The following is a 24284-nucleotide window of genomic DNA, read 5'->3' as shown; positions in this document are numbered from 1 at the left end:
TTGATGCGTGACTTTAACCTTGCGTCCAAAATCTAAAATCTAAAATCTAAAATCTAAAATTGCTCGTCACCAATCGGGAATTTCTTCAGGCTCCGAGTCTGATAGGCCTTGTGACAGTTGCTCTCTCGGTAACGGCCCAGCGGGTAATTCATCCTGTACGCGGGGAAATACCTCTTTCCCCGCGTAGGAAAGCATGGAAAGTGAAGCGATCGCTCCTTTGACTTGATCCGGCTTCACCTCTAAGTATTTCTGCAACTGTTCGAGGTTACTGTGACCGCTGATTTCTTGAATAATCCGCAGCGGAATTCCGGCGTTGCTCATCTGAGTCAGAGCAGTGCGACGGAAGCTGTGGGTGGATGCTCCCTCGATGCCGGCGCTCACGAACGCTTCTCTCAAAATCCGATCCGCTGAGTTGGGGTGCAAATGCTTCCAGTGGTGTTTCGGGTAGCGGCCGGGGAATAAATAAGTCTGACCCGCGTTGGGTTTCCAAGATGTTAGGAGACTTCGCAAATCTTCAATGACCGGAATCGTTCGGGTTTGGAGTTTTCCTTTGGTGTTGCGCTTGCGGAAGTTGATTGTAGGTCGGACTGCACCTCTGGCAGTGTAAATATCAATGACTTCTAAGGAACAAGCTTCAGCAATCCGACAAGCCGTGTAGAGACAAACTCCGAAGAGGGTGCGATCGCGTGAGGTTTGCAAAGCTTCGTTGAACAAAAGCTGGATTTCCTCTTGTGTGAATATCTTGGCCTGCCCATGTCCCTCTATCTTCATGCTTGGTAAACTTGACCCAATACCACAAAGTTTGCCGCAAATACTGCATTGCTGCATCGATCGGGGGTATTTCTTAACGTGGTAGGAGAGGTGTCAAGGAAAATAAGGGTCATCGTAGATTCGATGAGCGACGATCGCTATCGGGTATTCTAAAAATAAATCTGGATTTAAGATAGAAATTTAATTGCGCCTTGCGATCGCACTTCTGCCACAGTCAGAACCTCTGCCAGTACCTAGCCGCTAATCCGACACTTTCTGCCGTGACAGGGGGTGTGCCACTATTTCCCGTCTAAACAAGGGTTTGAGTGCTTTTAAGTTTTGTTCTAATTGTCCGGCGATCCTAGTCGGTGTTGTTCTAATCCCTACCAAAAAAGGCGATCGGCTCAGGGTGCAGGGTAAGGTTAGGCAGGGAAATGCTTATATCCTGATGAATCTGTAGCAGTGTTAAGCCCTGGGTCAGGATATGAACCTATTTTGAGAGTTGTAGGGGTTCCAAATCCAAGATGGAGAAATTGATTTTCCTGAGCTAGTTGCACCGATCGCAAACTCTCTAGCCTCATCGTTTAACTGCCGTCAACGAGTGAAGACAGAAAACCCGGACTGCCACCATAGGCTATCCGGGTTTTTCCATTCAATTAGTTTCCCCAGCGAATGGGGAGTACATTCCACTGAGAGTACAACGCACATGAATGAAAGTTTCCATTCAATTAGTTTCCCCAATGAGTGGGGATTAGACCTCCTCTTCAGGTTGAAGTAGTCACAAAAATTCCTGTGTTTCCATTCAATTAGTTTCCCCAACGAGTGGGGAGTCGTGGATCAATTTTGAGGTGTGGTTCGAGTTGTGGGAAAAAGGATTCCCGTTTCCATTCAATTTGTTTCCCCAGCGAGTGGGGAGATTGGGGGTTCGGAGTTCACTATCTAGCCTATACGTTTCCATTCAATTAGTTTCCCCAACGAGTGGGGAGAACATTTACTATCTCTAATCATTAACGGGGATGTTTCCATTCAATTAGTTTCCCCAACGAGTGGGGAGCACATACATTAGCTGGAGTTACTGGTCAAGGAATTAAAATGTTTCCATTCAATTAGTTTCCCCAACGAGTGGGGAGTCTTGACTTTAATGCTGGAAATATCGAGGCATGGTTGCGTTTCCATTCAATTAGTTTCCCCAACGAGTGGGGAGTGACACACATAACAGAGAGTATCATAACGTGAAGAGAACAGTTTCCATTCAATTAGTTTCCCCAACGAGTGGGGAGGTAATCAAGACTACCAAGAAGGTTATGGATAGCCAGCTATCTAAGTTTCCATTCAATTAGTTTCCCCAACGAGTGGGGAGGTGAATCTGTTCACCTATGCAGAGGTATCCATGATGTTTCCATTCAATTAGTTTCCCCAACGAGTGGGGAGTCGCAGAAGATGTAGGTACAGATGCTGAAGAGGTATATGTTTCCATTCAATTGGTTTCCCCAACGAGTGGGGAGATTTATATGCTACTGTCTTTAGACTTTATTTTGAGGAATTGTTTCCATTCAATTAGTTTCCCCAACGAGTGGGGAGTTGCCTAACAAGCTACTCATGTTGACGCTTAATTCAGGTTTCCATTCAATTAGTTTCCCCAACGAGTGGGGAGTTTGCAGTGGTTGTACTTGGTGCTACCTTTACGACGTTTCCATTCAATTAGTTTCCCCAACGAGTGGGGAGACAATCTTTGCGTCGGTCGGCATAAATACATTGATGTTTCCATTCAATTAGTTTCCCCAGCGAGTGGGGAGAGGTTTTGTGCCTCACAAAACAACTAACGGTATGGTGTACCAATTCAAGTTTCCATTCAATTAGTTTCCCTAGCGAGTGGGGAGGTAATTCGGCAGGCGATCGAGGCAGGCAAGAAATTTGACCGTTTCCATTCAATTAGTTTCCCCAGCGAGTGGGGAGCGATGACAATAACCTGACGCTGCTAGGCGGCGACTTTGCGGTTGCTGACTTGATAAAGTTGTACGCTCAGAAGTTTCCATTCAATTAGTTTCCCCAGCGAGTGGGGAGACAAACAACCATCTACCGCTCGGTTTCCAGTGTTTAGAGTCTTGGGGTTTGTTTCCATTCAATTAGTTTCCCCAGCAGCAAGTGGGGAGTGTTGACGTGCTACCTGACGAGTGTACTCGTGAGTGGACGTTTCCATTCAATTAGTTTCCCCAACGAGTGGGAAGCTTTCACCAGAATCCAGAAAAGAAATAGACGAACTGATGAAGTTTCCATTCAATTAGTTTCCCCAACGAGTGGGGAGCATACAAACACGAGCTTTGATTGTCTAACCCGTACTGGTGTGTTTCCATTCAATTAGTTTCCCCAGCGAGTGGGGAGCGGTTTTGTACCGAGATCGCAACTGGCGACTGGGAGTTTCCATTCAATTAGTTTCCCCAGCGAGTGGGGAGCAAAATAAAAATAGCTTGGAGCAGCCGTGGGCTCTTATGGCTTTTCCATTCAATTTGTTTCCCCAGCGAGTGGGGAGCAATCCGTATGATGATTATCGAGATATGAACAATGGTGTTTCCATTCAATGAGTTTCCCCAGCGAGTGGGGAGCTATTGGAACAGATCGAGTATTACGTGCAACTTGTGTTTCCATTCAATGAGTTTCCCCAGCGAGTGGGGAGCCCAAAGAGGTAAGTGTAGGCAAAACATATCTGAAATTGTTTCCATTCAATTAGTTTCCCCAGCGAGTGGGGAGATACTTTAAAAATTGGTGTAAAAGCTGTGGAGTTTCCATTCAATTTGTTTCCCCAGCGAGTGGGGAGTGGCACAATGATGCGTCAAGAAACACTTGACAATTTTTCCATTCAATTAGTTTCCCCAGCAAGTGGGGAGAGAGCCCAAAAAACAAGTTGTTTTAACCACTTCGATTGCTTTTCCATTCAATTAGTTTCCCCAGCAAGTGGGGAGTGTAGATTACGGAAAATCACCCACTGACCCTTTTCCATTCAATTAGTTTCCCCAGCAAGTGGGGAGAACGCTTGAAGCTCAAGCTAACCGTGAGTTGGCTATTGATTTTCCATTCAATTAGTTTCCCCAGTAAGTGGGGAGTCCACGTGGAGAGTTTGCGGTTCATATCGATTCAGAAAAATTTTCCATTCAATTAGTTTCCCCAGTAAGTGGGGAGAGTTCGTCGCACAGACCATACCCAGAGCGGGGTTCAGCCGTCAAATCGACGCACCGCTAAAATATAGCACAGGTAAACGAGAAAAAGCATCGAACTATAAGCCTCAAACCCAATGCCTGCATAGCATCGACGCACCTCAACAAAACCACAAGGGTTACACCAATCAAGCGAGGTGCGTCGATATGGGCTAGATTACCCCCTCAAACTCAATAAAAAAGTCCTCACTTCAGCCCATTTCGGCGAGTGGGCAGATGAGAGTGATAGTGCCGTTGACGGTGGCTAAGGAAAAGTTGCGGATTGTAGATGCGTGCGATGTGATGTACATAGTTGGACTATTTTGTGTTGAATATGGATGGTAAAGTTTGGTTGTAGATAGTGGTTGAGGCCCCCGGCGGCTCTGTGCAGTTGTGGCAGATTTATTGGCGGGCGATCGCTTTTAGGTTTGGAGGTTGTTAGGGGCGATCGCATTTACTAATTTCTGATGTACTTTGAACATGAGGCTAGCTTCTTCTAAAGACTCAAGCTTGTTTGGTATATCTTTCTCAGCAATGAAGTTGAGACAACCTAGAACTATTTCAATCCACTCATCTTTATTGGCTACATCCCAAGCATCATATATTTCTTGCTCTTGTAAACCTTCCAACCGATGAAAAAGATTATTGCGTTCTTGAAAAATATCTTTACCTTGGTAATGTTGCTCAAGGGGGTTGCAGAAAAGAGCAATATTTCGGTTACTTTGCCAATTGGTATTAGTCTCTCGCAGTAATGAAAATAAACACTTACCGTAAAGACCAATCTCTTGTTTATATTTTCCTGTTTTTCCCTTTTCAAACCAGGATTTCATATTATTTATGCTGTCACAGATTGAAAGATTAAGTTGAAGCCCTTTTTTCGGATCTCGTCGAATATGGTTCTGATACGTTCTCTCAGCCCACAAACCCGCTGAACCTTCTACAGCGCGGAAACTATGAAACATCGCATCGACAGGACTGCCTTGCTCTAAACGAACCCAAGCCAAATAAGCAGATTCAAAGCCTAGTCTCCACCAAGGAAAACTGGCTTTAGGTAACAAATTACCATCGTTAACTATTTTTTTGAACTTCTGAAATTCAGCAAAATTCCACTGTTCTCCTGCATCGAGCAGATGTTTTATACGTTTTTCTTCAGGGTTACTGGGAATTGTTTTAGTCAATCCTAAAATATCCCGAACACCTGCATAGTCATGGCGTTTTAAAAGTGCTTGAGCCTCCTGCATTTGGATAGCTCCGAGATAAGTAGAACGGGGAATTTTATCCGTTTCTTGATTATATTCATTGCTAACTAAAAACTCGACATTGTTTCTAAAACGTGCCAAGCTAACAAATTGCACCGCAGATGAAATCGCTGGAGTCCCAGCTTGATGGCTGACATATACTGTCTTGATTTCTTCATTTTTGATTTCTTCACCATCAAACTCGATCGCACGTAGTTTTTCACGAACCAAATCGAGAACGTAATTCCAGTCATCTAATCCTTTATCGCTAGATGTTGGAGGCAAGAAAATAGGTTTGTATTTTGCCTGGGGGAATTTATCCTGAAAATACCTCCGCAAAATTGGCTCTAACTTGCAGGTATCTTGCCAGTAAGCACATTTCTGTTTCCCTCTCGTGTTTTTATCTTTAAAAATCTCAGATTGATCGGTTAAAAGCACGGCGATCGCATCTGGAGAAGAGTTTTCTAACTCTCCCACAAAGTTATCTAGTAACGGAAAGGTTAAGTATGACCAGATCTCATCCCGGACGGTTGAAGAACTTTCCTCATAAACAGTCCCCAAAATTCTTGCTTCAATCCGGTAAGGCTCCTCTTTGTCCTTGTAGGATTGTTTCGGTTCAAAGGGGATGTCATGACAGTCTGGCTTAATCTCATCTTCATACCAGTAACGCCAAACTTTATCGCTTCTCTTTTGCTCGTTTCTGTCTTTTTTACGACATTCGCTGTCGCTATCGAGTTGTACATCACTGCTACCGATCGTGACTATCCAAATATTCATTATTGCTCCTCTCCCCACAGTAGTTTAAATCCATCAGGTTTAGCATTCAGAAAATCCAAAAAATCATTTGACTCTGGTGAACCATCGGGAAAGAGCGTGATCAGTTCCAAATAGCGAGGAGTTGGTTTAATAATCGGCTTTCGCGGATTGTCAGGATTATTTTTAACAAGAATCAAAGGGTAAAGTCGATGCCAGATAAGACTAATTTGCCCAATTTTTCCTGTTACAGATGATTGATAAATTGAGCCTTCTAGCTGAATGCCTTGTATTTTTTGTTGGTAGGGTTTGTGGAACCACCGCACGGCGGCACTTTCATCAGTATCGTCTGCAATTCGACCCCAAACCTGAACATTACTTGGATGCCAAGCTTCTCGCCAATCTTGTGCCCATTCAGTTTGTCGTAGCGGCTTGTTTTGAGATTGTATCCACTCTCTAGCTATTTGTCGGACTATCTCTAAAAATTCACCTACCTTCTCTAATCGGCTAACCTGCAGATTTCGTGATTGTGTAATCTCTCCTAACCATTGCCAGTGACAACCAATCAATGCTTTGTAGTTATTTTCGTAATATTCTTCAAAAAATTTGCGGTGATCAACTCGTCGCCATGATTTACCAAATCCTCCCATAACCATTGCAAACTGCATTAACTTGCTAACCAACTTTTTCAGAAGAGATTCTTGTTCAGGATCAGATAATGGTTTAGCTAAAAACCAAATTAGTTCTCCCTCTACTTCGTAGGCAGGTTGAGCATACTTCCCAGAGCCAAAAGATTTTACCTCTAATTTAGAAGCATGAAATTGGAACCCTAGCAACCCGACAGTTGCTTCTTTTTGCTGGATACCTCCAAACAAGTTCTGTACTAATTCTTCGGCGGTTTCACTATCTGTTATACCACCAAAAATTCTTAAGGCATGACCGCGCAGTGCAGCTCGAAAAATGTTAGGACGAAACTCCCCCGTACCATCAATCAGTTTAGCAGCTTGTCCTTGTCCTTTGAGTTTTGCCCGATAAACAATCGGGTGAGAAGTTTTGGTAATTTGTCCATAGCCTGTAGAGACTTTTGAACCTAATCCGGCCGCGATGGCTGCTTCCCAAATTTGCCAAATTTGCTGCCACCGATCCGATGATAGGGGTTTAGAACAGGAGATAGCAAATCTTAGGGTCGGCTGGTAAAGAGAAACTTGAGCGTATGCACTCTCTCCTCTTGGTTTCTCATCAGTATCACGAGTCATAACTTGCCAACCCTGTTGAGGATGAACTAAGTCTAGTAACCCTTGTGTCCAATCATTAGTAGGATAAGCGCCCTGAAACCGCAAAATCCCTGGTGTAATTTCAGACTCATCGCCACAATAATTATTACAGGTTCCTAGCGGTATATCACCTGCTTTTTCCGCTTGTTCGCAAGCTTGGCGAAACGCTCCTTTCATACTGCTACCAGGATAAAATGGAATCCCTGAAGCACCGATTACAGGACGAAGCATTCCATCATCTTGCCCGCCATTGCAGACAAACCGCCAAGAGATTTGGTAAGATTTTGCTCCGTATGTCTCAGTCTGTACGTCTTGTGCATCTTCCGTAGAAATAAACTCAGCTTTGTCAGTCCATTCATCTGCCCACCTTTCAACATCTTGTTGTTCGCCAGCCCTTTTCTTGTCAGGGTCAAGATATTGCAGTTGCGATCGCCCTTGCACCTGTGCCCGAAACATCATGGGAATCTTTTTGTGTGCATTAGGAATCAATTTCATTGACGACCCTCCCGAACTTTATAGCGTTGTGTCCACCACACAAGACAATCGCATAATTGAGTCAAGACTGCGATCGCCACTCGCTGATCTTCCACAGGCAGTGCCCAAAGACTTTCAGACATAGCCTGAATTTCTTTAGTCGGAATTTTGCCCTTACTGTCAGGATGTAAAGGCTGGTTGGGAATTGTCACTCCTCCCTTGTCCATGATTGTTTCTAGAGCATCCCAGGTTTCTTTCCAGAAAATTGATTTGTTTTCTTCTTTACCTTTAAGTCTCAAGTGTTCGCCCCAAAAGCGCTCTAACCCATAAGCTACAGCCATTCGCATATTATGAGACTGATTGAGGGATTTTGGATCGCGCTCCCGTGCGTGGAGAACTAACTTTTGAGCAGCGCGATCGAGTTCGTAAGATTTCCAACCCATTACTGATAATCTCCTGAAAGTGATACAAGACAACGACCAAAACCAATTGATTCCAAACCACCGAAATATAACTCTGATGAATTCTCATTTTCGCCAAAGGGTTTCCAATCGCTTTGCTTCAACGCGATCGGAAATACTAAAATACTTCCTTCTGGCAAAGCTTCAGTATTGAAAAAAGCACCACCATCAACTTTTTTTTCGTTGGGTTTTTCTTTCGAGCCCAATTTGACACGACTTTGCCGATAGAGTGCCATATCGTGCAGCATGGCAATATCGTTATCGTGAACCACGACTAACTTATTTGCATCTAAATCTGTGCCCGTGGGAATCCAAGCTGATAAGTCCTCCTCATGCTCAAATTCAAGAAACCCTAAATTAAAAAAGAGAATTTTGCCTCGGTCTTCCATCTGCCGACCCTGTAAACCTTTCTGTGCTGTGTAAGGTTCAGGAATATCTGCTGTTACGCCTGCAATGCGTTTAAACCGTTTCAACAGTAGAGGGCAACTTACCCAAACTACAGGCTGACCAGGACAGAACACGGGGAACCAAACCAGTGAAGCATATTCAAACTTCACAAGTGCTTCGGTTGTCCCGCCATCAGAACGACCATCAACAACTTCATGTCCATACCATAGTTGTTCTTCGCCCGGTTCCCTATCTCTTAAGTCTGCGCGAAACCGTCCCCGAATAGAACTGCCTGGAATAATTCCAGTTTGCGTAAACTGATCGCGAAAAATCAGGTTGAGATTGCCAGTTTCTTCCCCTGCGGTTGCGCCCACATGGACGGGTGCAAGGGTTTCAATTACTCCGTAAGCTTTGCGGTACATTGCGGTAATCCTTGAATATCAATGGGTAAACACAAACCACACCCCAAATGTTTGAGGGGAAATCCTTCTTTTGGGAACCACTCGTCTGGGAAATCCCACCAAGTAAGTTCGAGGGAATGTTTGAAAACATAAACGCTTCCTGCTGGAACGGCGTAGCGTCCCCGGCTGAGTCGCCCGGTTTTCTTGGCATCGTAGCGTGAGCCCTCACCTTCTGTTTCTTCCTCTTTCCTGGAATGACCGATACGATAGCGGTAGGGCACTGGTTTATCGGTCAACATTTTCAGCCCTTGCCGAGGAAAACTAGGATGGTGAGGGTAACGGTAGGATAATTTATTCGATCCCCAGACTCCAGGTGTAATCAGAGCAAAGGCTTGCTGAATCTTATTCTTAGAGTTAAGTAATCGATTGATTTTGTGTTTTTCTGAGAGAGGGTGACTTTTAATTTCCACCAGATGCCCTTCACCGCCCAATCGATACCACCCATTAGGTATTTCATAATTAGAGAGATATACCAAGCAGTAATCTTCACCGAGCTGGACTGCGCTTTCTAAAAAAAGTCCATTCTTTTCGACAACGTGACGCTCTTCTGACTTTATTTTGGGATGCAGAAACGAGACAAATTCCCACGGTGCTTTGGCGATCGCTTTTCTTTCTCGCAGTTCTTCAGCGGGTAAATTCCAGGCATCAATTGACTGCCAACTATATTCTGGTTTCAAATCTTTGTTCTGGCGCTCCCATTGATGCTGACCCAGACACCATTTATCCTTATCTACTTCAACAATACCTGGTTCATTAGATTTCTTTTTCACAAAAACCCATTCATCATCCTCTTTTTCAGCAATTACTTGATGCCAAGGAATTGGCACGTAGAATTGTTTAGGTGTATCCTGTTTTGCCCAAAAAGGGCCTGAAATTACGAGCTTATCTCTAAGCTCTTGGTGAGAAGCAAACTTCTGTTCGCGATTGGCATTCAAAAACAGTCCAGCGAGCGCGGCGCTATCCGGTGGAAACTTACTACCCGATCGCCCGACTAGATTCTCTGGAGACAGAAAAGCTCCTGCACTGCCATACATGAATCCCAAGGGAGAAACCGCAATTAAATATTGGAATTCTTTCGACATAACTGCCATCCCACTTGAACAAGGTCATCGATCCAATTCACGATCGCAGAGTTAGAGTTATCCCCTGCCAAATCGCTCCATTTCCTTTCTTGGTTAAACTTCTCTCCAGCGTTATCGAAATATAAATTGAATATGACAAGAGCTAGTTCCTTGTTTATAGAAAGCTCTTCCATTTCTTGAAGTCGAATAGCATGACGTGCTTTTAGTTGAGCCCAATCATTGTAAAGGTGAGTCCAGTTGGGTTCTTCCCCCCAAGTTTTACCATCCCGATCGCGATAATTCCTCAACACATGAAGATAATTCCAAGGACAAGTCCACTGCACAAATTGACCACTGTTAAAAACTACTCGCATCGTAAGCCGATCACGCCCTAAACTCTTTGCCCGTTTCTCGGCTTCCCGACAATGTTGCAAAATGTCTCGTTGCGGTATGCTATGTGCTGCCCAAACAAAACCAACGCTGACCGTAATATCTTGTCCGTGCTGATTCCATTGTTGGTTCAATTCCATTAACCATTTGAGTGCTGCTGAAGTAGGTATAGGTGCTTTGGGATTTTTGCTATAAAGCACTCCCATAAAATCATCACCACCTGCATAAACAACTCGCCCTAAGTCACGCGGAAACTCACCTTTGAAACTTCTACCCCATTTCCGCATTGCATTGCTGAACTCTTTAAGCTGTTGTGTGTCATTAGGATCTTTAACAAGCTCTTTTAGTTTCTTGCCAACTTCATCGCCATCTCCCATAAACCAACCCGTCCAGTGTCCTGGTTGACCTGGTTTAGGTAATCGAACCATTTCAGAGAAACTTTTAAGGCGAAACTCCTTACCCAAATGTTCTCCAATATCGTCATAGCGAGTGACTAATCTTTTTACTAACTCAGGAATACTCAACTTCTCACTTGAATCGAGAAATTTACCTTCAAATGGATCGTTGCTAGGAGTTTCTAGAATTTGAGAGAGCCGCTGATAAAAATCTTTCTGTTCTTGTGTTTCTTTTGGTGTGAGCGCTAGCCCTGGGTCTTTTGACTCTTTACCTAATTGATGCCATGCGATCGCATCCGTCCCCGTCAAACTGGAACTCTCACCTACCCAATTAATAGCTGTCCAATCTCGTTTCAGTTTCCGGCGTTCTAAATCCCGCATTGCTGCATCGGGATTTTTACCAGTCCCCCAAAATACTTCCCAGGTATAGCTACCCCAGCGTTCCCATTCGCCTTTCTGTTGTCCCTTTTGTTCTTCTGTTTGTGACCAGTAATACTTTTCAGCAGGTACGTTCTTTTCTACCCATTTTCGGCAAACCTCCAAAACTTTTTGCCACTCATCCAAGAGAGTCTTCCTCACAATATTTTTGTCAAATACCTTCTCGCCCCTAACCAAAATTCGGTTTGGCATTCCTTCTTTGACATTAGGGAGTCCGGGAGAAATGATCTCTAAGCCAAGGCATTCTGCCTGTTCTACAATTTTGGAACTTAAGTAAGACAGAATGAGTGAAGCCCCAAATAAATCTCGGAGTTTCCGGGATTTCTCGATAAAACCTTGAACGGGTGCAAACGAGATCGCCGTATATACAGACATAGGTTCAATTTTTGGGGATATTTGTCTGTTTTCCTGACTATAAGACTAACTAAGTGAATTTCTCAACGTAAAGTGCGATCGACTTATTGATTTATATACTCCTTACGAGATGACGCAAATCAGGAGACTCTGCCTCCAATTTTCATGAAAGCTGGCGAGGCTCTTCCTTTAGATATTACTTCCCCGACTCAACTCAATATATCAGCCGAGCCAGCTTCGAGTCTCGCAATTTACAATATTTATCAAATCTCTTGGAAAACCTACAGCTATCTACATAAGGGCTTTGAGGTTTTTCTATATTTTTGTGTCAATATTGTCTTTTCCTTGACTTTTACCTGCCTTACCCCCATCATGGCAAAAAAACCAACCCCTCACCCCTATGCCGACAAACTAACGTTCGATCGCATCATGCTCCTCATCGCCACATTGGTAAAGCATCCGGGCATCGGACACTCCGACACAGGAGCCTCCGACACTAAATATCACGACGCCTTGCTAGAAGTTCAATCTCAATTACAGAAAGTTGCTGCCGAGTCCATCAGCATCGATTTTCCAGAAAACTATCCTGCAACTCCTACCATCCGCAAAGATTTAGAAACTCTGCGCCACTACGGAATCCTTGACAAACGAATGTATCGCTTCGGATATTATCTCGGTACTGGCGCAATGAATCGCGAAGAACTACTATTCGCATTTCAAGCCATAGCATCTCAAGCCAAATATCAAGGAAATCCTCAAGCTCGCCAAATTTGTGAAAAACTCACTAAACGGTTGCGCGGATTAGATATCGAGCTCAAAGGTCAATTGTTCTATCCCGTTCGCGAATACCTAAATCGTGCGATTATTTACACCGACCCTGTAGAAATGCTCGATCGCCAAGAATATCGCAATACCTTATTTCACAAACTAGACATCGTAGAAACAGCCATCGTTCGGGGCCAGGCGATCGAACTTCACCGCCAAAGTGATCCTTACGGTCAAGGTCAGGTCGGTTTCCGACGCATCTGGCCCCTACAACTGATTTATCACGATATCGCCTGGTATCTCATTTACGAAAATTACGATAACGGACACTTGAAGGTAGTACGGGTCAATCGCTTTACCGACTACTGCGAAATTATCAATGCAGAAGAGCGCGGCTTAGCTGTACAGGGACAACGTTTGAAAATAGCTCAAAAGTTGTTAAAAAACGGCTGGGGGTTGTTCTTAGGCAATCCAGAGCAACAGCAGGCTGAATTGCAGGGTACGCTGAAGTTAGAAAAAGTGAAAGTGCGATTTTTCGAGAAAGTGGTAGGATTTATTTTAGAGGGCGATCGGCGGCATCCGCGACAAAAGATTAGAGAAGGCCCGAGGGATAGTTTTGGCAAAGTGGCTTATGTGGATTATCAGATCGATTTGCCCGATCGCTCCCTCAACGAATTCAGTCTGTGGGTGAACAAATATATGGATAGCGCCCAAGTGCTTTCCCCGCCGAGTTTGGTAGAAAAACACCGACAAGCAGCCAGAGATTTAGCCGATCGATACAGCTAACGTGAGTTAAACAACAAATCATTGCTAAGAATTGTATAATCCCTTGTAGGTAACACTCTCACGTAAACAAACAGCGACCGTTGCCAGACAATACACCGATGAAATCAGCAAAACTGATGGCGCACCAGTCTTAGTAACGACACATTTATATTCCAGCAATGGGCAACGGTTGGCTGGAAAAGTTAGGCTAGCTGATATCAGTTTCTTGTTGTGGCTAGACGATCGCACCAGTTAATCAGACCTAGAGCCGACATAGGATGCCATTTCACGAGGCCTCTATCTACCAGTTCCAGCCTTAGACCGGAAAACACTATTGACTTTAGGAGACTAATCTAGCCAATATCGACGCACCTTGCTTGGTTCGTGTAACCCTTACGGTTTGGTTGAGGTGCGTCGATGCTTTGCAGGGATTGAGTTTGAGGCTTATAGTTCGATGCTTTTTCTCGTTTACCCGTGCTATATTTTAGCGGTGCGTCGATTTGACGGCTGAATCCCGAGCTGGGTATAGTCTCTGGGGCGAACTCTCCCCACTCGCTGGGGAAACAAATTGAATGGAAACGCAGTAGTCCAACCCCAGGTATCGCCTTTGTTTTCTCCCCACTCGCTGGGGAAACAAATTGAATGGAAACTTTAGCCTTTGGGATTGGACACTGGTTAAATTCGACTCCCCACTCGCTGGGGAAACAAATTGAATGGAAACTTGCCCCACCAGCCAAAAGTGCTAAAACACAACCAAATAACTCCCCACTCGCTGGGGAAACAAATTGAATGGAAACTCAGATTATATTTCCTCCAGCCCGTTTTCAGTAATGACTCCCCACTCGCTGGGGAAACAAATTGAATGGAAACGTTCAGTTTCTTCGTCTTCTGACCCTGAAAACAAATTCTTCACTCCCCACTCGCTGGGGAAACAAATTGAATGGAAACGTAACCTTCCCTCTCTTCATCAACTGAAGAAAACTCATCTCCCCACTCGCTGGGGAAACAAATTGAATGGAAACCCCGCTCTTCCCTTTCTAAAGAAAAGGAGGTTATCTCCCCACTCGCTGGGGAAACAAATTGAATGGAAACCATCTCTGCTCTATTCTCTGCTCTACGGCAGACATGATTACACTCCCCACTCGCTGGGGAAACAAATTGAATGGAAACCTTCCCTTTTGTTTGAACTGGAAGGTACCTATATGTTCTCCCCACTCGCTGGGGAAACAAATTGAATGGAAACTAAATATCAAACTATCCTTCAGAAAAAATCTGCTGTTTAACTCCCCACTCGCTGGGGAAACAAATTGAATGGAAACACAACTGATTCAAACAGTTTAGGTTCACCTCCTTCTCTCCCCACTCGCTGGGGAAACAAATTGAATGGAAACGTTTTGCACTCTCCATGAGTACCTACAATTATAAGGCTCCCCACTCGCTGGGGAAACAAATTGAATGGAAACTATACCTGTTATAGGTATGGACTTAATTTGAGTATCCCCTCCCCACTCGCTGGGGAAACTAATTGAATGGAAACTCTACGGCATTATCGATCGTAGCGGGGATATTCATACTCCCCACTCGCTGGGGAAACTAATTGAATGGAAACCTTTTGTATCTGGCTTGATGACAAACACAAAATTTTTCTCCCCACTCGCTGGGGAAACAAATTGAATGGAAACGCTAAAACAAAATTCGTGGAAGTCTTCTATTAATGCGACAGTTTAAGGGCAACCATAAATAGCTGTTGACAAAAGACTAGATTTCTAATAGTCTAAATTTGGGGGGATGCCTTTTGGGGGACGCCTCTACCGCATAGAGTGAACGTCCTTAAGGCATCGTCCTATTCCCCAGCCGAAGGGTGACGGCACTGTCTAGCAAATTTAACTTGTCACTTGCTAGAAATACATAACTAAGACAAAGTGTGTCGAAGTCTTCTATTAATGCGGAATCGAAGGAGGCTTCGACTTCACACGACACCGCAAACAGAAATCAAAAATCAGAGCCTTCTGTAGTGCCAAAAGCTCTAACTTTTTAAGCTCTGGAAAACTCCAAAGACAAACTTTTACAACTCAAATTTCAGCAATTAATCCGAATTGTGAAGAATTAACAAGCACAAAAAAAGCCCCATACTTGGGGCAAAATCTAACTATCTTCAGTCGTTGGGTGGCAGGTTTATTATATTGTTGGTGAAACTCTCCCCTACGAGAATTGGGGCAGACACGATCGCTTATTACGGAGTCACCAAAACCCAATCGTCCGCTGTTTTGACAATCTCAGAATTCTGCAAACCTAAATCTTTTAAAACAGGTTGAATAGAAACAACCGATCGCAGCCACGGAACTTAACGCTAAATACTTCCCACTCGTGGGGCAAGCTAATTGAATGGAAACGGGCGATCGTCAAAGTTCAAGAGATACCAGGTTTTCATTAGAAGCTCCCCACTTGTTGGGAAAACTTCTGTTTCTTAACCCAGTCAATTCCTCCGAGCGATCGTCACCTTCCGAGTAGAGCGATCGCCGAATATGAAGAGAACCCTTACCCCTCCACCTCCTTAAGCCCCTCCTCCAACAACATCCTCACAATATCCACTTTCTTGCGCCCCGTCCTGGCTGCCAGCATCGACAGTTTACGGTGCAGAGTTTCAGACATATCCACGGTAAACCTGACCGTCGCTTCTTTATCGGGTGCTTGCAGTTTGGTCATCAGGCTAGGCTCCTTTGATTGGATGGAAACTGGTTCTGGTGCTGATACTGCCGGCTGCGATGATATTACAGTGGGCAATGCAATTCTTGGTGGTGTTGCGGGCGATGCAGCTTCTGGTGTTAGCGATGCTGTAGGCGTTGGTGCTGGCGATATAACCTCTGGTGGTGTTTGTGGTGCAGCTTCCTTCTTTGTACCGAAGACAAACTCTTTCATTGCGCTGCCGAGCGGTCTGCGTTTCTTGGTACTCATTTCAGCGCTCCCATGATTTCCTTAAACAGTCGGCTGTACTCTTTACCAGAATATGAGGCAGGTTGACCGCCCAAATCCCACACCGTAGCTGCTTGCCTCGAAGAATCAGCAATCACTTGTTTTTGGTGAACGACTGGGTTGAGCACTTTGATGGTGCGGGCAAGTTTCCCCAACAACTCCATAGCTTCAGTTTTGAGTTTTGTCCCCTTCACGGCGCGACTGAGAAACATTACCGTTTGGGGCAGGCTTTGTCTCACCGAATGAATCGAGCAGGGGGCGATCGCCATTTTTTCTGTCAACCAGAAAGCCTAAGCCATTTTTAAATTTATGATGTTTAGCTCAAAATTTCATCAATTTCCAAAAGCTTCTGTTGTAAAACTTGGCGCAACTCCGTAAGTTGTTCCGCGCTAGTCGAAACCATCACTCCTTTCGATAACTTCTTAACGCCCCGCACCAATGTTGTGACTTCTTTCGAGTCAGAAGTAACTGATTTTAGGTATTTAGCTTTGATTTGTCCCACCAATTCGCGAGTCTTCGCTACTGTCAAATCTTGCTCAATCACTTGGTTAGTCGCTTCAATCCTCTCTTTCTTAGCGTGACGCTCAGAAGTCTTTAAAGTTTTAGCAGACAAAACCGTCAAAGCTAAAGCGTGCGCTCCTTTGAGTCCTTGCTCTCGAATTGCTGTCTTCAAATCCTTTGGCAGGGACAACATAGGAATCAAGTTAGCCTTCACCGAAGCGGGATTTAAAGCCAAATCCAACAAAGCTAACAGCAACTTTTCCTCCGTTTCGCTCACTCCCAAAGATTTCACTCCTTGCTGCTGTCCCTCTGTCGCAGCCGTCACGAGGGCAGTCAGTTGATGAGCCTGGGAAGAACGTTCCAAACGCCGCAATACCGTTGACAGTACAGTAGAAATTTCTTCAGCCTCAAGACCGGTAGTGGTAGCTATTTCCTGAATAATCGCCTCAGCCTTATCCAAAGGGTTGAGATCCTCATGATGGATAAACGTCAACAACGCTTTGCGATGTAGATCTTGAGGCATGGGGGCAGTGACAGCCCGCATTGTTTTCCAACCCAACTGTTTAGCCGCTTCCCAACGGCGCTGTCCGTCCCACAGCAAGTATCTTTCACCTTGAGAAATGACGATCAGTGGAGTAATTTGCCCATCGTGAGCCAAACTCCGAGCCAAAGTTTGAATGCTTTCCGGTGTGATTGTCTGGCGAGGTTGGTAGTGATTGGGGTCTATTAAATCTACAGCTACTTCTAATTCACCCAACTGCGCTTTCAGTTGCTCTCGCAAAGCTGCCATTTGTTGCTCAAGCTCTGGAGATGGTGTGGCTCGCAGCCTCTCTACTTCAGTTTGTAATTGGGCAATCCGTTGGGCTTGGTCAGTCGCTTGATAAGCACCCGCAAAGCGTTCGTTTATTTTGGGCAGTTTAGCCATTAAAGTTTTCCTTTCTTCACTAAGGTAACGAGGTCGTCAACGATCGATTTGAAGTCTTTGCAAGCGGGATGGGATGGGCGGTATTTTTGTAAGGGCAGGCCGTTGGCGCTCGCATTCTTGAATTCTGAGGAATCTCGAATCTGCGGGTATAGTTTTACTCGCAGTTGTTGGGCGACTTCAGGTAACTGCTGGAGGTACTGGCGGTGAATGGCGCGACTGTTGTCATATAAGCTGGGAACTAAGCCTAAGACTGGAGGGCGTGGTTCTAACTTTAAGTCGTCAGAAATTCCAATCAACCACTGCGTCAAGTCAGCTACGCCGGAGACAGATTTCATTTCTAATTGAAGGGGAATTAGTATTCCGGTGGCAGCCGCAACTGCATTTTCGCAAATGATTCCAATGGTGGCAGGGCAGTCTAGGATGACCACATCATGGCGTAGGGGATGGCTCTTTAAGCGATCGGCCAGCACGTACTCACCGCGTCTCCGAATGACCAAATCGCTTGCCACCTGTGCGGTAGCGGGATGACCTTGACAGATTTCGATATCGGGATGGTTCCAAGCCGAAACCAAGGGCCAATTTCCGTCGAATTCTTTGTCAAATACTCGGACAACTGTGTTTTCAACTTCTGCGCTCGGTAAGCCACAGAATACATCTAAAGCTCGTTGGGGGTCGAGGTCGATTAAAGCTACTTTGAGTCCCCGTTTGCATGTCTCGTAAGCTAGATGTACTGCTAACGTTGTTTTCCCAACACCGCCAGCATTGGCTAAAATTCCAATAATAATTTTCTGCTTTGCCATAACTCCACTCTGAAAAGTCGTATTTTAAGATACGACAGAAAGTTTGCCTCGTCGTATTTTAAGATACGACAGAACGTTTGCTTCGTCTTTTAAGATACGACTAGCGGTCAATGCCGATCGCCGATTGGTTAAAAGGGGAAGTTACTCACACGATAGTCCGCTTTTTACAGCACTTGACTTGCAATAAATCATTCCACACAAACACTGAAAAGTACCTACAGTTTTTTTGGGATCACAACTGGTTTGAAATAATGGTCGGCATTCTTTCTGTTAAGTGGCAGGTTGCTGATAAGCTTGGCATAGAAGATGTAAGAGGAGCGGCAGAGAGTGAGGAAATTGTGGCAACGGGGGGCGATCGCTCTGATTTTGTTAGGAATTCTTAGCGCTTGCGATGTGACAGCGCCATCGCCACCGTCTCGGCTTCCTCAAATTAATCGCGAGAAACCGAGGGTACAGCAACCCAAACCAGGCACCAGAGAACCCATCAGCTCAAGCGTCAACAACCGCAACTTGCTCCTGGGCAATCCCAGCAATGCAGCTCCCAGCGCTGCCAGCACCGACAACTACTTGATGGTAAAGCAGCAGTACGTGATGAGCTACAACAACAAAACGCACATTGCTAACTGGGTTTCGTGGCAACTGAATCGCTCTTGGATTGGAGCAGCCGACCGCCAAGACAACTTCCGCCCCGATGATTCCCTGCCGGATGCTTGGTACAAAGTGCGACCAAACGATTACGCGGGAAGCGGCTACGACCGGGGACACATTGCACCGAGTGCTGATAGAACTCGGAACGAACCCGACAACAGCAGCACATTTCTGATGACCAACATGATGCCGCAAGTGCCAGAACTCAACCGAGGTGTGTGGGGGGATCTGGAGGAGTATTCTCGCGAATTGGTGCAGCAGGGCAAGGAACTTTACATCGTAGCCGGGCCCGTCGGGAAGCAAGGCGCGATCGGCAAAACACAAAAGATTGCGGTGCCGACAAAGACTTGGAAAGTCATTGTTGTCTTAGACCGACCGGGATTGGGGTTGCAGGGAATTGACGCAAATACCCGGACGATTGCCGTGATGATGCCGAATGATGCCAGCGTCAAAGGCCGGGGATGGAAAACTTTTCGAGTACCGGTGAAGCAAGTGGAGCGGGAGACAAAACTGAATTTCTTGTCAAATGTATCGCCCCAGGTTCAGCAGGTGATAGAGAGCAAAGCGGACAATCAGTAAAGGATAATTAAGCTAGGGAATTGTTAATTCCTGTCCAGGTTCAATTAAATCCGGGTCATCTCCAATCACTGCTTGATTGGCTTGGTAAATCTTTTCCCATTCGTTGCCGTCGCCGTAAAACTGTTCGGCAATACCGTAAAGCGTATCGCCTTCTTTGACTGTGTAAGATTGAGGCATACATCCCTCTGGGTTGATTAAAGCTGCTTAAGTTTTACTGTTTGCCCGAGCTTTTTTCTCTACCTTGAGACTGAAAAACTGTTAAGTTTCCACTAGCTGAGTTGACAGCCCCGCCCAATCGCCATTTTGAGTTACCCCGATGATGTAAGCATCAATCTCAATGCTGCCCACTCGGTAAACCTGCAACTGCGATAGGTTTTGCTTTAGAATGCTGACCAAGTTCTGAAACCGCTGCACCGTTTCCCGTTCCTCCCGGTCGTGCCAGTCTTCTTGTGCGGTGGCGATCGCAAAGAAGTCGTCAACCGTCCGCAGTTCTACGGGAGCGTCGGGCGGATGGTTCGTCAGTTGCAGCAGCTTCGCCGGGGTGAGTTCTCCCTGTGCCGGCCAGTGAATAACCTCAAAGGGGGCGTCGGTTTCGCTGAGGAAGAGCAAGCCCTCGGAAGCTTTTTGGAGTGGGTCGGCGATGGAGTCGGTCATGGCGGCTGTAGGTTTTATTTCAGCTTTAAAACTATACTTCATGTGACTAATAACCGCTATAGTTTCTTATTATCAAAAATTTATGCTATTCATGTATTAAGCTATGCGTGTAAGTTTTCCATTTTTTTCTAAGTGCTATGAAATCTGAAGAGGTTTTAAGACGTTACGCTGATGGAAATTTTAGTTTTTGTGGGGAAAATATTAAAGGACAAAGCTTTCAAGGAAAAGATTTATCTAAAATTGACTTCAGTAATGCTTATATTCAAGGAGCAAATTTCACTAACGCTATATTAATAGGAGCAAATTTCACTGGAGCAAAAGCAGGACTGCAAAAACGTTGGCTTGTTGGACTCTTGCTTGCTTCACTTTTTTTATCGGGAGTGGCTGGGTTTATATGGTCATTCACTGGTGTTTGGGTAGCATATTTATTTAAGACAACTATTATTAGCGATTTCACGATTTTTCCAGGTCTCTTTGTTTTGGTAATACTTGCAAGCTTATGTTTTATAGCTATTGAGAAAGGCTTAGGAAGAGCTTTGGGTTTTGGAGCGGGAACCTTGGCAGTTGCTGGAACAACTGCTATAGGTATTGCTGTTGCCTTTTCCGGTGCGGGAAGCTTAGCCGTAGTATTAGCAGGAAATGGATCGCTGGCGATTGCTGGAGCATTAGCGGGATTGCTAGGTGGGACTGTTTCGATAGCGATAATTTCTGCCATTGGCAATGCTCTATGTAGATCCGTAGCAATAGTAATTGCATCAGCCTCAACTTTAATGCTAGCTTTAGCATTAGGTTCTAGAACAATTGATGCTGCTGTTCATGTTAATTGGGCTTCAACAGGGGCAATATTAGGAGGGACTTTAGGCATCATATTAAGTAATTATTTAGCTTTAAAAACTTTATCAGGGGATGAGAGATTCTCATTTTCTTTGAAAATAGTATCTGATTTTTGTACAATAGGCAGCACCACTTTCCATGGAGCGGATTTGACTAATGCTATTTTTAAATATGTAAATCTAAAAGGTACTAATTTGGAGGGTGCAAATATTGTTGGAACCTGTTGGCTTTCTGCCCGAAGTTTAAGTCTTTGTAAAAGTGATCAAGGGTATCTAATATACTCGGATGCACGCCAACTTGTTGTTAGTAATAATGGTCAAAACCAAAAATTTGTTAGAATGAATTTGGAAGGAGTAAATCTGCAAAATGCAAAACTGCAAGATGCCAGTTTTATTGGAACAAACCTCAACAGCGCTAATTTACGGAATGCTGATTTGTCCAGAGCCATCCTGAAGCAAGCGCAACTTGACGGTACAGATATGACGGGAGCAATTCTCACGGGAGCTTGTATCGAAGATTGGGGAATTACAGGTAGCACCAAGCTAGAGGACGTGCAATGCGACTATGTATTCATGCGCCTGGAAACCAAAGATAATCCCAACCGATTGCGAAAACCGGATAATTGGGGAGCAACCTTTGCTGAGGGAGAGTTTGCAGATTTCATCAAGCCTTACGTGGATACTCTAGATTTGTACCACAGTCAGGATATTGACCCCCGCGCTATCTCCATTGCACTTAAAAACTTATCCACCAACCATCCAGAGCAAGAGCTACGGTTTGTGGCGATCGAACGGCGGGGCAACAATGGTTTGAATCTCAGGTTTACAACTGCACCGGGAGCCGACAAATCTGAGTTAAGCCATCAGTATTTTAGAGATTACGCTCGAATTAAGAAAGAACTGCCGCTTGCCGTTCAGCTAAGATTGGCCGAACGAGATGCTGAAATTCGCACCCTCAAGGGAACCATCGAGCAGTTTATTGAAACAGGCAGGCATCAATCTAAGATTCAAGCAGAAACAATTCAAATCATTAAAGGAGAATTAATCGTGACTCAGAACAAGGGAATCAACATTCGTTCAGGCGGTGGCAACATTGGCGATATCACCGGGTTAGTTGGCGGTGATGTCAGCGGAGTCGTCAATCTGGGTACGATTAGCGGCAACGTGACTAATACGATCGCTCGGTTGCCCGAGTCCGAAGAACCTTCGGAACCCAACATCAAAGAACTTTTAACACAACTCCAACAAGCGATCGAAAATGATTCCGATCTATCCGACCCCGACAAAGCGGATTTATTAGAGCAGGTGCAAGCTTTAGCAGAAGCTAAGCAAACAGAGGAACCTGCTAAAAAAGAAGGGCTGACACGGAAAGCGAGGAAGATGTTTGAGGCAACATTGAGCAGTTTGCCCCAGACTGCCAGCATTGTAGAGGCGTGCAGCAAGTTATTGCCAACAATATTGAAGGCATTAGGGTTGCCGGCGTAGCGTTGCAGTATTTACAGGCATAGCTGTAGCGATTTGCAACACTAATCTCTACAGCTAACAGGTTCTTGTGGTGTCAAGAAGGACTTTTTGGCACATTTGGATCTTCGCGGCAAGTTGACAGTGGCAAGGCTTCACCGCCTTGAATCTCCAGAATTCTCCTTAGATTGCTGTTGACTTTAACATTCAAACAAGTACAGTTATATCCATAATTGCCGTTAGTTCGCACAACTTCCTTGTCATCAGAATTGGGAATGTTTTCTATTCCTTTGGCTTGATATCCACCTTGCGCTCCAATAGTCCAAGTACCATCTTTGTCAATTAAGTACCTATTACCGGGTGTAGGAACTAGCAACCATCCGCACCTAGTTTCAACTGCTCTAGCAGGAAGCGCAACGATAAAAAGAGATGAAATAATAACGGATATAAACAAATTTTTCTTCATAAATTTAAGTTTAGTCAGTTTTTACCCAACTATAGCAGCAAATTCATCAGCACTGATTAATGTCGGTTAAGCAACAGCCCAATCCCGCAATCCCTATTTGTTCGATTGCGATAAAAATTGGAGTTCCAGGAACTGCTGCTTATGGGCGGGGGATTAACGAAGGTCAGAGCAGAATAGCGCCCCTAATCTCCCACACTTTGTCAAGCATACCGCGCCTCTTCATCAGCTTGAGCCTGTACTATTGGACAATAAGCCAAGGTGTATGAGAGTGGCATAGCAGATTGCTGCGTTGCTACAGCGGGGTTGGAGGCGATCGCCATAGTGCAACTCCTAGAATAGACAATGGTGCCGACTTTATTATTATGCTTTCCAACTGTTCAACCTGCCGATTCCACACATCCCACCAACATCACTGCACGGATATCGGGTGTGCAGTCAATCCGAGCTATTGGGCGCTGTGGAAACGCCTCCACTCTCTACCGCCAGAACTAGAGGGTGCATCGCTCATCAACTACTGTGGCGATTATCAACTAAATGCTCCCATCTCTACGGCTTCTACAGTAGAAAAGCTGGTAGGCTTTTGGAATTACAAAGTTAGTTTTGCCACCACTACCTATCGAATTCAAATTGAATTAAATGAGGAGCAATTAATTGGAAGCTATATTATTCCAGCCGAGAATGACAGCCTTTTTGAATTCACTGTGTACGAATTTCCCGGAAGAGGCAGACCTGTAATTACCATCGCACAAATTGCTCAACTAATACCGAACTCTTCCTATCGTGCTGTCCTCAGTGGTAGGTTGGATAATGAGCGTTTAATTACCGGCGACTTTGTGGATGTCGATGACAATCGTGGCACGTTCAAGATGATGAAACAATAAGGAATCGCCACACCCGCTTCTCTGCTTCCAGGGAATCATGTTAAAAGCTACCGTCAGCCTACACTTCAAGCGCAATCGCTTTGAAGTTTTGTGAGATTGGGTGAAAAGCTGCTGTCCAGCTCGATTGTAGAATGAACCAGAGTTTACAAAGGTGGCATAGCCGATTACTGCTTGGGACAGCGGGTTTGCAGGCGATCGCTCTGGAACTCCTAAAACTCCTGAAACTGCCTATGATGATGATGCTGGGTGAGTTTTGGTGTTTACAGGGAATCGGTCAAGAATGGAATCAATACTTTTCCATCCACATACTCTGAACGTATCCGCTCAATAAGTAGCGGTAGCACAGAAAAAAAAATAAGCAGAGTACACAAAGTGTCATAAAATAGGACACATGACGCCAAAGATT

At 44.9% G+C, this 24284-nt stretch carries 19 protein-coding genes and 3 CRISPR repeat arrays; of the genes, 5 read left to right on the top strand and 14 right to left on the bottom strand.

The annotated features are described in order from the left end of the window. Window positions 1–66: 66 nt before the first annotated feature. From E5S67_RS16415 to E5S67_RS16385, 7 genes are all read right to left on the bottom strand, one after another. Window positions 67–714 (bottom strand): tyrosine-type recombinase/integrase, encoded by a 648-nt coding sequence (locus E5S67_RS16415; protein WP_343045296.1) that lies wholly within the window; start codon window positions 712–714, stop codon window positions 67–69. A 680-nt stretch (window positions 715–1394) separates the two neighbouring features. Further along, window positions 1395–2814: direct repeats of the CRISPR family, unit length 36 nt; unit sequence GTTTCCATTCAATTAGTTTCCCCAACGAGTGGGGAG. Between the two features lie 127 nt (window positions 2815–2941). Continuing rightward, window positions 2942–3927: a CRISPR direct-repeat array (repeat unit 36 nt; unit sequence GTTTCCATTCAATTAGTTTCCCCAACGAGTGGGGAG). A 436-nt stretch (window positions 3928–4363) separates the two neighbouring features. Further along, complete coding sequence (locus tag E5S67_RS16410) at window positions 4364–5956, bottom strand: hypothetical protein (protein WP_172189032.1); 1593 nt, start codon at window positions 5954–5956, stop codon at window positions 4364–4366. After that, window positions 5956–7701 (bottom strand): RAMP superfamily protein, encoded by a 1746-nt coding sequence (locus tag E5S67_RS16405; protein ID WP_172189030.1) that lies wholly within the window; start codon window positions 7699–7701, stop codon window positions 5956–5958. Before E5S67_RS16405 ends, E5S67_RS16410 begins: the two co-directional genes overlap by 1 nt. Next, window positions 7698–8123 (bottom strand): hypothetical protein, encoded by a 426-nt coding sequence (locus E5S67_RS16400; protein WP_172189028.1) that lies wholly within the window; start codon window positions 8121–8123, stop codon window positions 7698–7700. The genes E5S67_RS16405 and E5S67_RS16400 overlap by 4 nt, the downstream gene beginning before the upstream one ends. Beyond that, on the bottom strand, window positions 8123–8950 hold the full coding sequence (locus E5S67_RS16395) for an RAMP superfamily CRISPR-associated protein (protein WP_172189026.1): 828 nt from the start codon (window positions 8948–8950) through the stop codon (window positions 8123–8125). The genes E5S67_RS16400 and E5S67_RS16395 overlap by 1 nt, the downstream gene beginning before the upstream one ends. Then, complete coding sequence (locus E5S67_RS16390) at window positions 8926–10071, bottom strand: type III-B CRISPR module-associated Cmr3 family protein (protein WP_172189024.1); 1146 nt, start codon at window positions 10069–10071, stop codon at window positions 8926–8928. The genes E5S67_RS16395 and E5S67_RS16390 overlap by 25 nt, the downstream gene beginning before the upstream one ends. Next, on the bottom strand, window positions 10047–11648 hold the full coding sequence (locus tag E5S67_RS16385; RefSeq protein ID WP_172189022.1) for a Cas10/Cmr2 second palm domain-containing protein: 1602 nt from the start codon (window positions 11646–11648) through the stop codon (window positions 10047–10049). The genes E5S67_RS16390 and E5S67_RS16385 overlap by 25 nt, the downstream gene beginning before the upstream one ends. A gap of 144 nt (window positions 11649–11792) precedes the next feature. Between E5S67_RS16385 and E5S67_RS16380 the strand changes: the two genes are divergently transcribed. Further along, window positions 11793–13178 carry a helix-turn-helix transcriptional regulator gene (locus tag E5S67_RS16380; protein WP_246276816.1) on the top strand — a complete coding sequence of 462 codons (1386 nt, stop codon included), beginning with the start codon at window positions 11793–11795 and terminating at the stop codon, window positions 13176–13178. A gap of 523 nt (window positions 13179–13701) precedes the next feature. Then, a CRISPR array of direct repeats spans window positions 13702–14839; the repeat unit is 36 nt; unit sequence CTCCCCACTCGCTGGGGAAACAAATTGAATGGAAAC. Between the two features lie 856 nt (window positions 14840–15695). Here the strand turns inward: E5S67_RS16380 and E5S67_RS16375 are convergent. Genes E5S67_RS16375 through E5S67_RS16360 form a run of 4 tightly spaced genes read right to left on the bottom strand, consistent with a single transcriptional unit; the run spans window position 15696 to window position 18356 of the window. Beyond that, the gene (locus E5S67_RS16375; RefSeq protein WP_172189004.1) at window positions 15696–16112 is read right to left on the bottom strand and encodes a CopG family transcriptional regulator; all 417 of its coding nucleotides are present in this window, start codon (window positions 16110–16112) and stop codon (window positions 15696–15698) included. Further along, window positions 16109–16411, bottom strand: a complete 303-nt coding sequence (locus E5S67_RS16370; RefSeq protein ID WP_172189020.1) for a hypothetical protein — start codon at window positions 16409–16411, stop codon at window positions 16109–16111. Before E5S67_RS16370 ends, E5S67_RS16375 begins: the two co-directional genes overlap by 4 nt. 35 nt (window positions 16412–16446) lie before the next feature. Further along, window positions 16447–17556, bottom strand: coding sequence for a ParB/RepB/Spo0J family partition protein (locus tag E5S67_RS16365; protein ID WP_172189018.1), 1110 nt, complete (start codon window positions 17554–17556; stop codon window positions 16447–16449). Then, window positions 17556–18356 (bottom strand): ParA family protein, encoded by an 801-nt coding sequence (locus E5S67_RS16360; RefSeq protein ID WP_172189016.1) that lies wholly within the window; start codon window positions 18354–18356, stop codon window positions 17556–17558. The genes E5S67_RS16365 and E5S67_RS16360 overlap by 1 nt, the downstream gene beginning before the upstream one ends. A 327-nt stretch (window positions 18357–18683) precedes the next feature. On the opposite strand from E5S67_RS16360, the gene E5S67_RS16355 reads away from it, so the two are divergent. Continuing rightward, window positions 18684–19583 carry a DNA/RNA non-specific endonuclease gene (locus tag E5S67_RS16355; RefSeq protein WP_339382887.1) on the top strand — a complete coding sequence of 300 codons (900 nt, stop codon included), beginning with the start codon at window positions 18684–18686 and terminating at the stop codon, window positions 19581–19583. A 12-nt stretch (window positions 19584–19595) separates the two neighbouring features. On the opposite strand, the gene E5S67_RS16350 is transcribed toward E5S67_RS16355, so the two are convergent. Both E5S67_RS16350 and E5S67_RS16345 read right to left on the bottom strand, forming a co-directional pair. Next, window positions 19596–19760, bottom strand: a complete 165-nt coding sequence (locus E5S67_RS16350; protein ID WP_172189014.1) for a LysM peptidoglycan-binding domain-containing protein — start codon at window positions 19758–19760, stop codon at window positions 19596–19598. A gap of 81 nt (window positions 19761–19841) precedes the next feature. Then, window positions 19842–20237, bottom strand: coding sequence for a nuclease A inhibitor family protein (locus E5S67_RS16345; RefSeq protein WP_172189071.1), 396 nt, complete (start codon window positions 20235–20237; stop codon window positions 19842–19844). 137 nt (window positions 20238–20374) lie between these two features. Here E5S67_RS16345 and E5S67_RS33405 point away from each other — a divergent pair, with 137 nt between their 5' ends. After that, the gene (locus E5S67_RS33405; protein ID WP_172189012.1) at window positions 20375–22555 is read left to right on the top strand and encodes a pentapeptide repeat-containing protein; all 2181 of its coding nucleotides are present in this window, start codon (window positions 20375–20377) and stop codon (window positions 22553–22555) included. A 73-nt stretch (window positions 22556–22628) separates the two neighbouring features. Here E5S67_RS33405 and E5S67_RS16335 read toward each other — a convergent pair whose 3' ends face one another. Next, window positions 22629–22997 carry a DUF4087 domain-containing protein gene (locus E5S67_RS16335; RefSeq protein ID WP_172189010.1) on the bottom strand — a complete coding sequence of 123 codons (369 nt, stop codon included), beginning with the start codon at window positions 22995–22997 and terminating at the stop codon, window positions 22629–22631. Window positions 22998–23359: 362 nt separating this feature from the next. On the opposite strand from E5S67_RS16335, the gene E5S67_RS16330 reads away from it, so the two are divergent. Then, window positions 23360–23878, top strand: a complete 519-nt coding sequence (locus tag E5S67_RS16330; protein WP_216670506.1) for a hypothetical protein — start codon at window positions 23360–23362, stop codon at window positions 23876–23878. 131 nt (window positions 23879–24009) lie between these two features. After that, entirely contained in the window at window positions 24010–24192 is a 183-nt protein-coding gene (locus E5S67_RS16325) for a hypothetical protein (RefSeq protein WP_172189006.1), read from the top strand. Window positions 24193–24284 lie beyond the last annotated feature (92 nt).

This window comes from Microcoleus asticus IPMA8 (genome assembly GCF_013179805.1).
GTDB classification, from domain to species: domain Bacteria; phylum Cyanobacteriota; class Cyanobacteriia; order Cyanobacteriales; family Microcoleaceae; genus Microcoleus; species Microcoleus asticus.
The sequence above is the reverse complement of the archived record's forward strand: the minus strand, read 5'-3'. Positions and strand labels throughout refer to the sequence as shown.

Coding starts and splice junctions, on each gene's coding strand:
- E5S67_RS16350 (WP_172189014.1), bottom strand. CDS start 19,760: ATGCCTCAATCTTACACAGTCAAAGAAGGCGATACGCTTTACGGTATT.
- E5S67_RS33405 (WP_172189012.1), top strand. CDS start 20,375: ATGAAATCTGAAGAGGTTTTAAGACGTTACGCTGATGGAAATTTTAGT.
- E5S67_RS16325 (WP_172189006.1), top strand. CDS start 24,010: ATGAACCAGAGTTTACAAAGGTGGCATAGCCGATTACTGCTTGGGACA.
- E5S67_RS16365 (WP_172189018.1), bottom strand. CDS start 17,556: ATGGCTAAACTGCCCAAAATAAACGAACGCTTTGCGGGTGCTTATCAA.
- E5S67_RS16395 (WP_172189026.1), bottom strand. CDS start 8,950: ATGTACCGCAAAGCTTACGGAGTAATTGAAACCCTTGCACCCGTCCAT.
- E5S67_RS16330 (WP_216670506.1), top strand. CDS start 23,360: ATGCTTTCCAACTGTTCAACCTGCCGATTCCACACATCCCACCAACAT.
- E5S67_RS16335 (WP_172189010.1), bottom strand. CDS start 22,997: ATGAAGAAAAATTTGTTTATATCCGTTATTATTTCATCTCTTTTTATC.
- E5S67_RS16345 (WP_172189071.1), bottom strand. CDS start 20,237: ATGACCGACTCCATCGCCGACCCACTCCAAAAAGCTTCCGAGGGCTTG.
- E5S67_RS16405 (WP_172189030.1), bottom strand. CDS start 7,701: ATGAAATTGATTCCTAATGCACACAAAAAGATTCCCATGATGTTTCGG.
- E5S67_RS16400 (WP_172189028.1), bottom strand. CDS start 8,123: ATGGGTTGGAAATCTTACGAACTCGATCGCGCTGCTCAAAAGTTAGTT.
- E5S67_RS16410 (WP_172189032.1), bottom strand. CDS start 5,956: ATGAATATTTGGATAGTCACGATCGGTAGCAGTGATGTACAACTCGAT.
- E5S67_RS16390 (WP_172189024.1), bottom strand. CDS start 10,071: ATGTCGAAAGAATTCCAATATTTAATTGCGGTTTCTCCCTTGGGATTC.
- E5S67_RS16385 (WP_172189022.1), bottom strand. CDS start 11,648: ATGTCTGTATATACGGCGATCTCGTTTGCACCCGTTCAAGGTTTTATC.
- E5S67_RS16380 (WP_246276816.1), top strand. CDS start 11,793: ATGAAAGCTGGCGAGGCTCTTCCTTTAGATATTACTTCCCCGACTCAA.
- E5S67_RS16360 (WP_172189016.1), bottom strand. CDS start 18,356: ATGGCAAAGCAGAAAATTATTATTGGAATTTTAGCCAATGCTGGCGGT.
- E5S67_RS16375 (WP_172189004.1), bottom strand. CDS start 16,112: ATGAGTACCAAGAAACGCAGACCGCTCGGCAGCGCAATGAAAGAGTTT.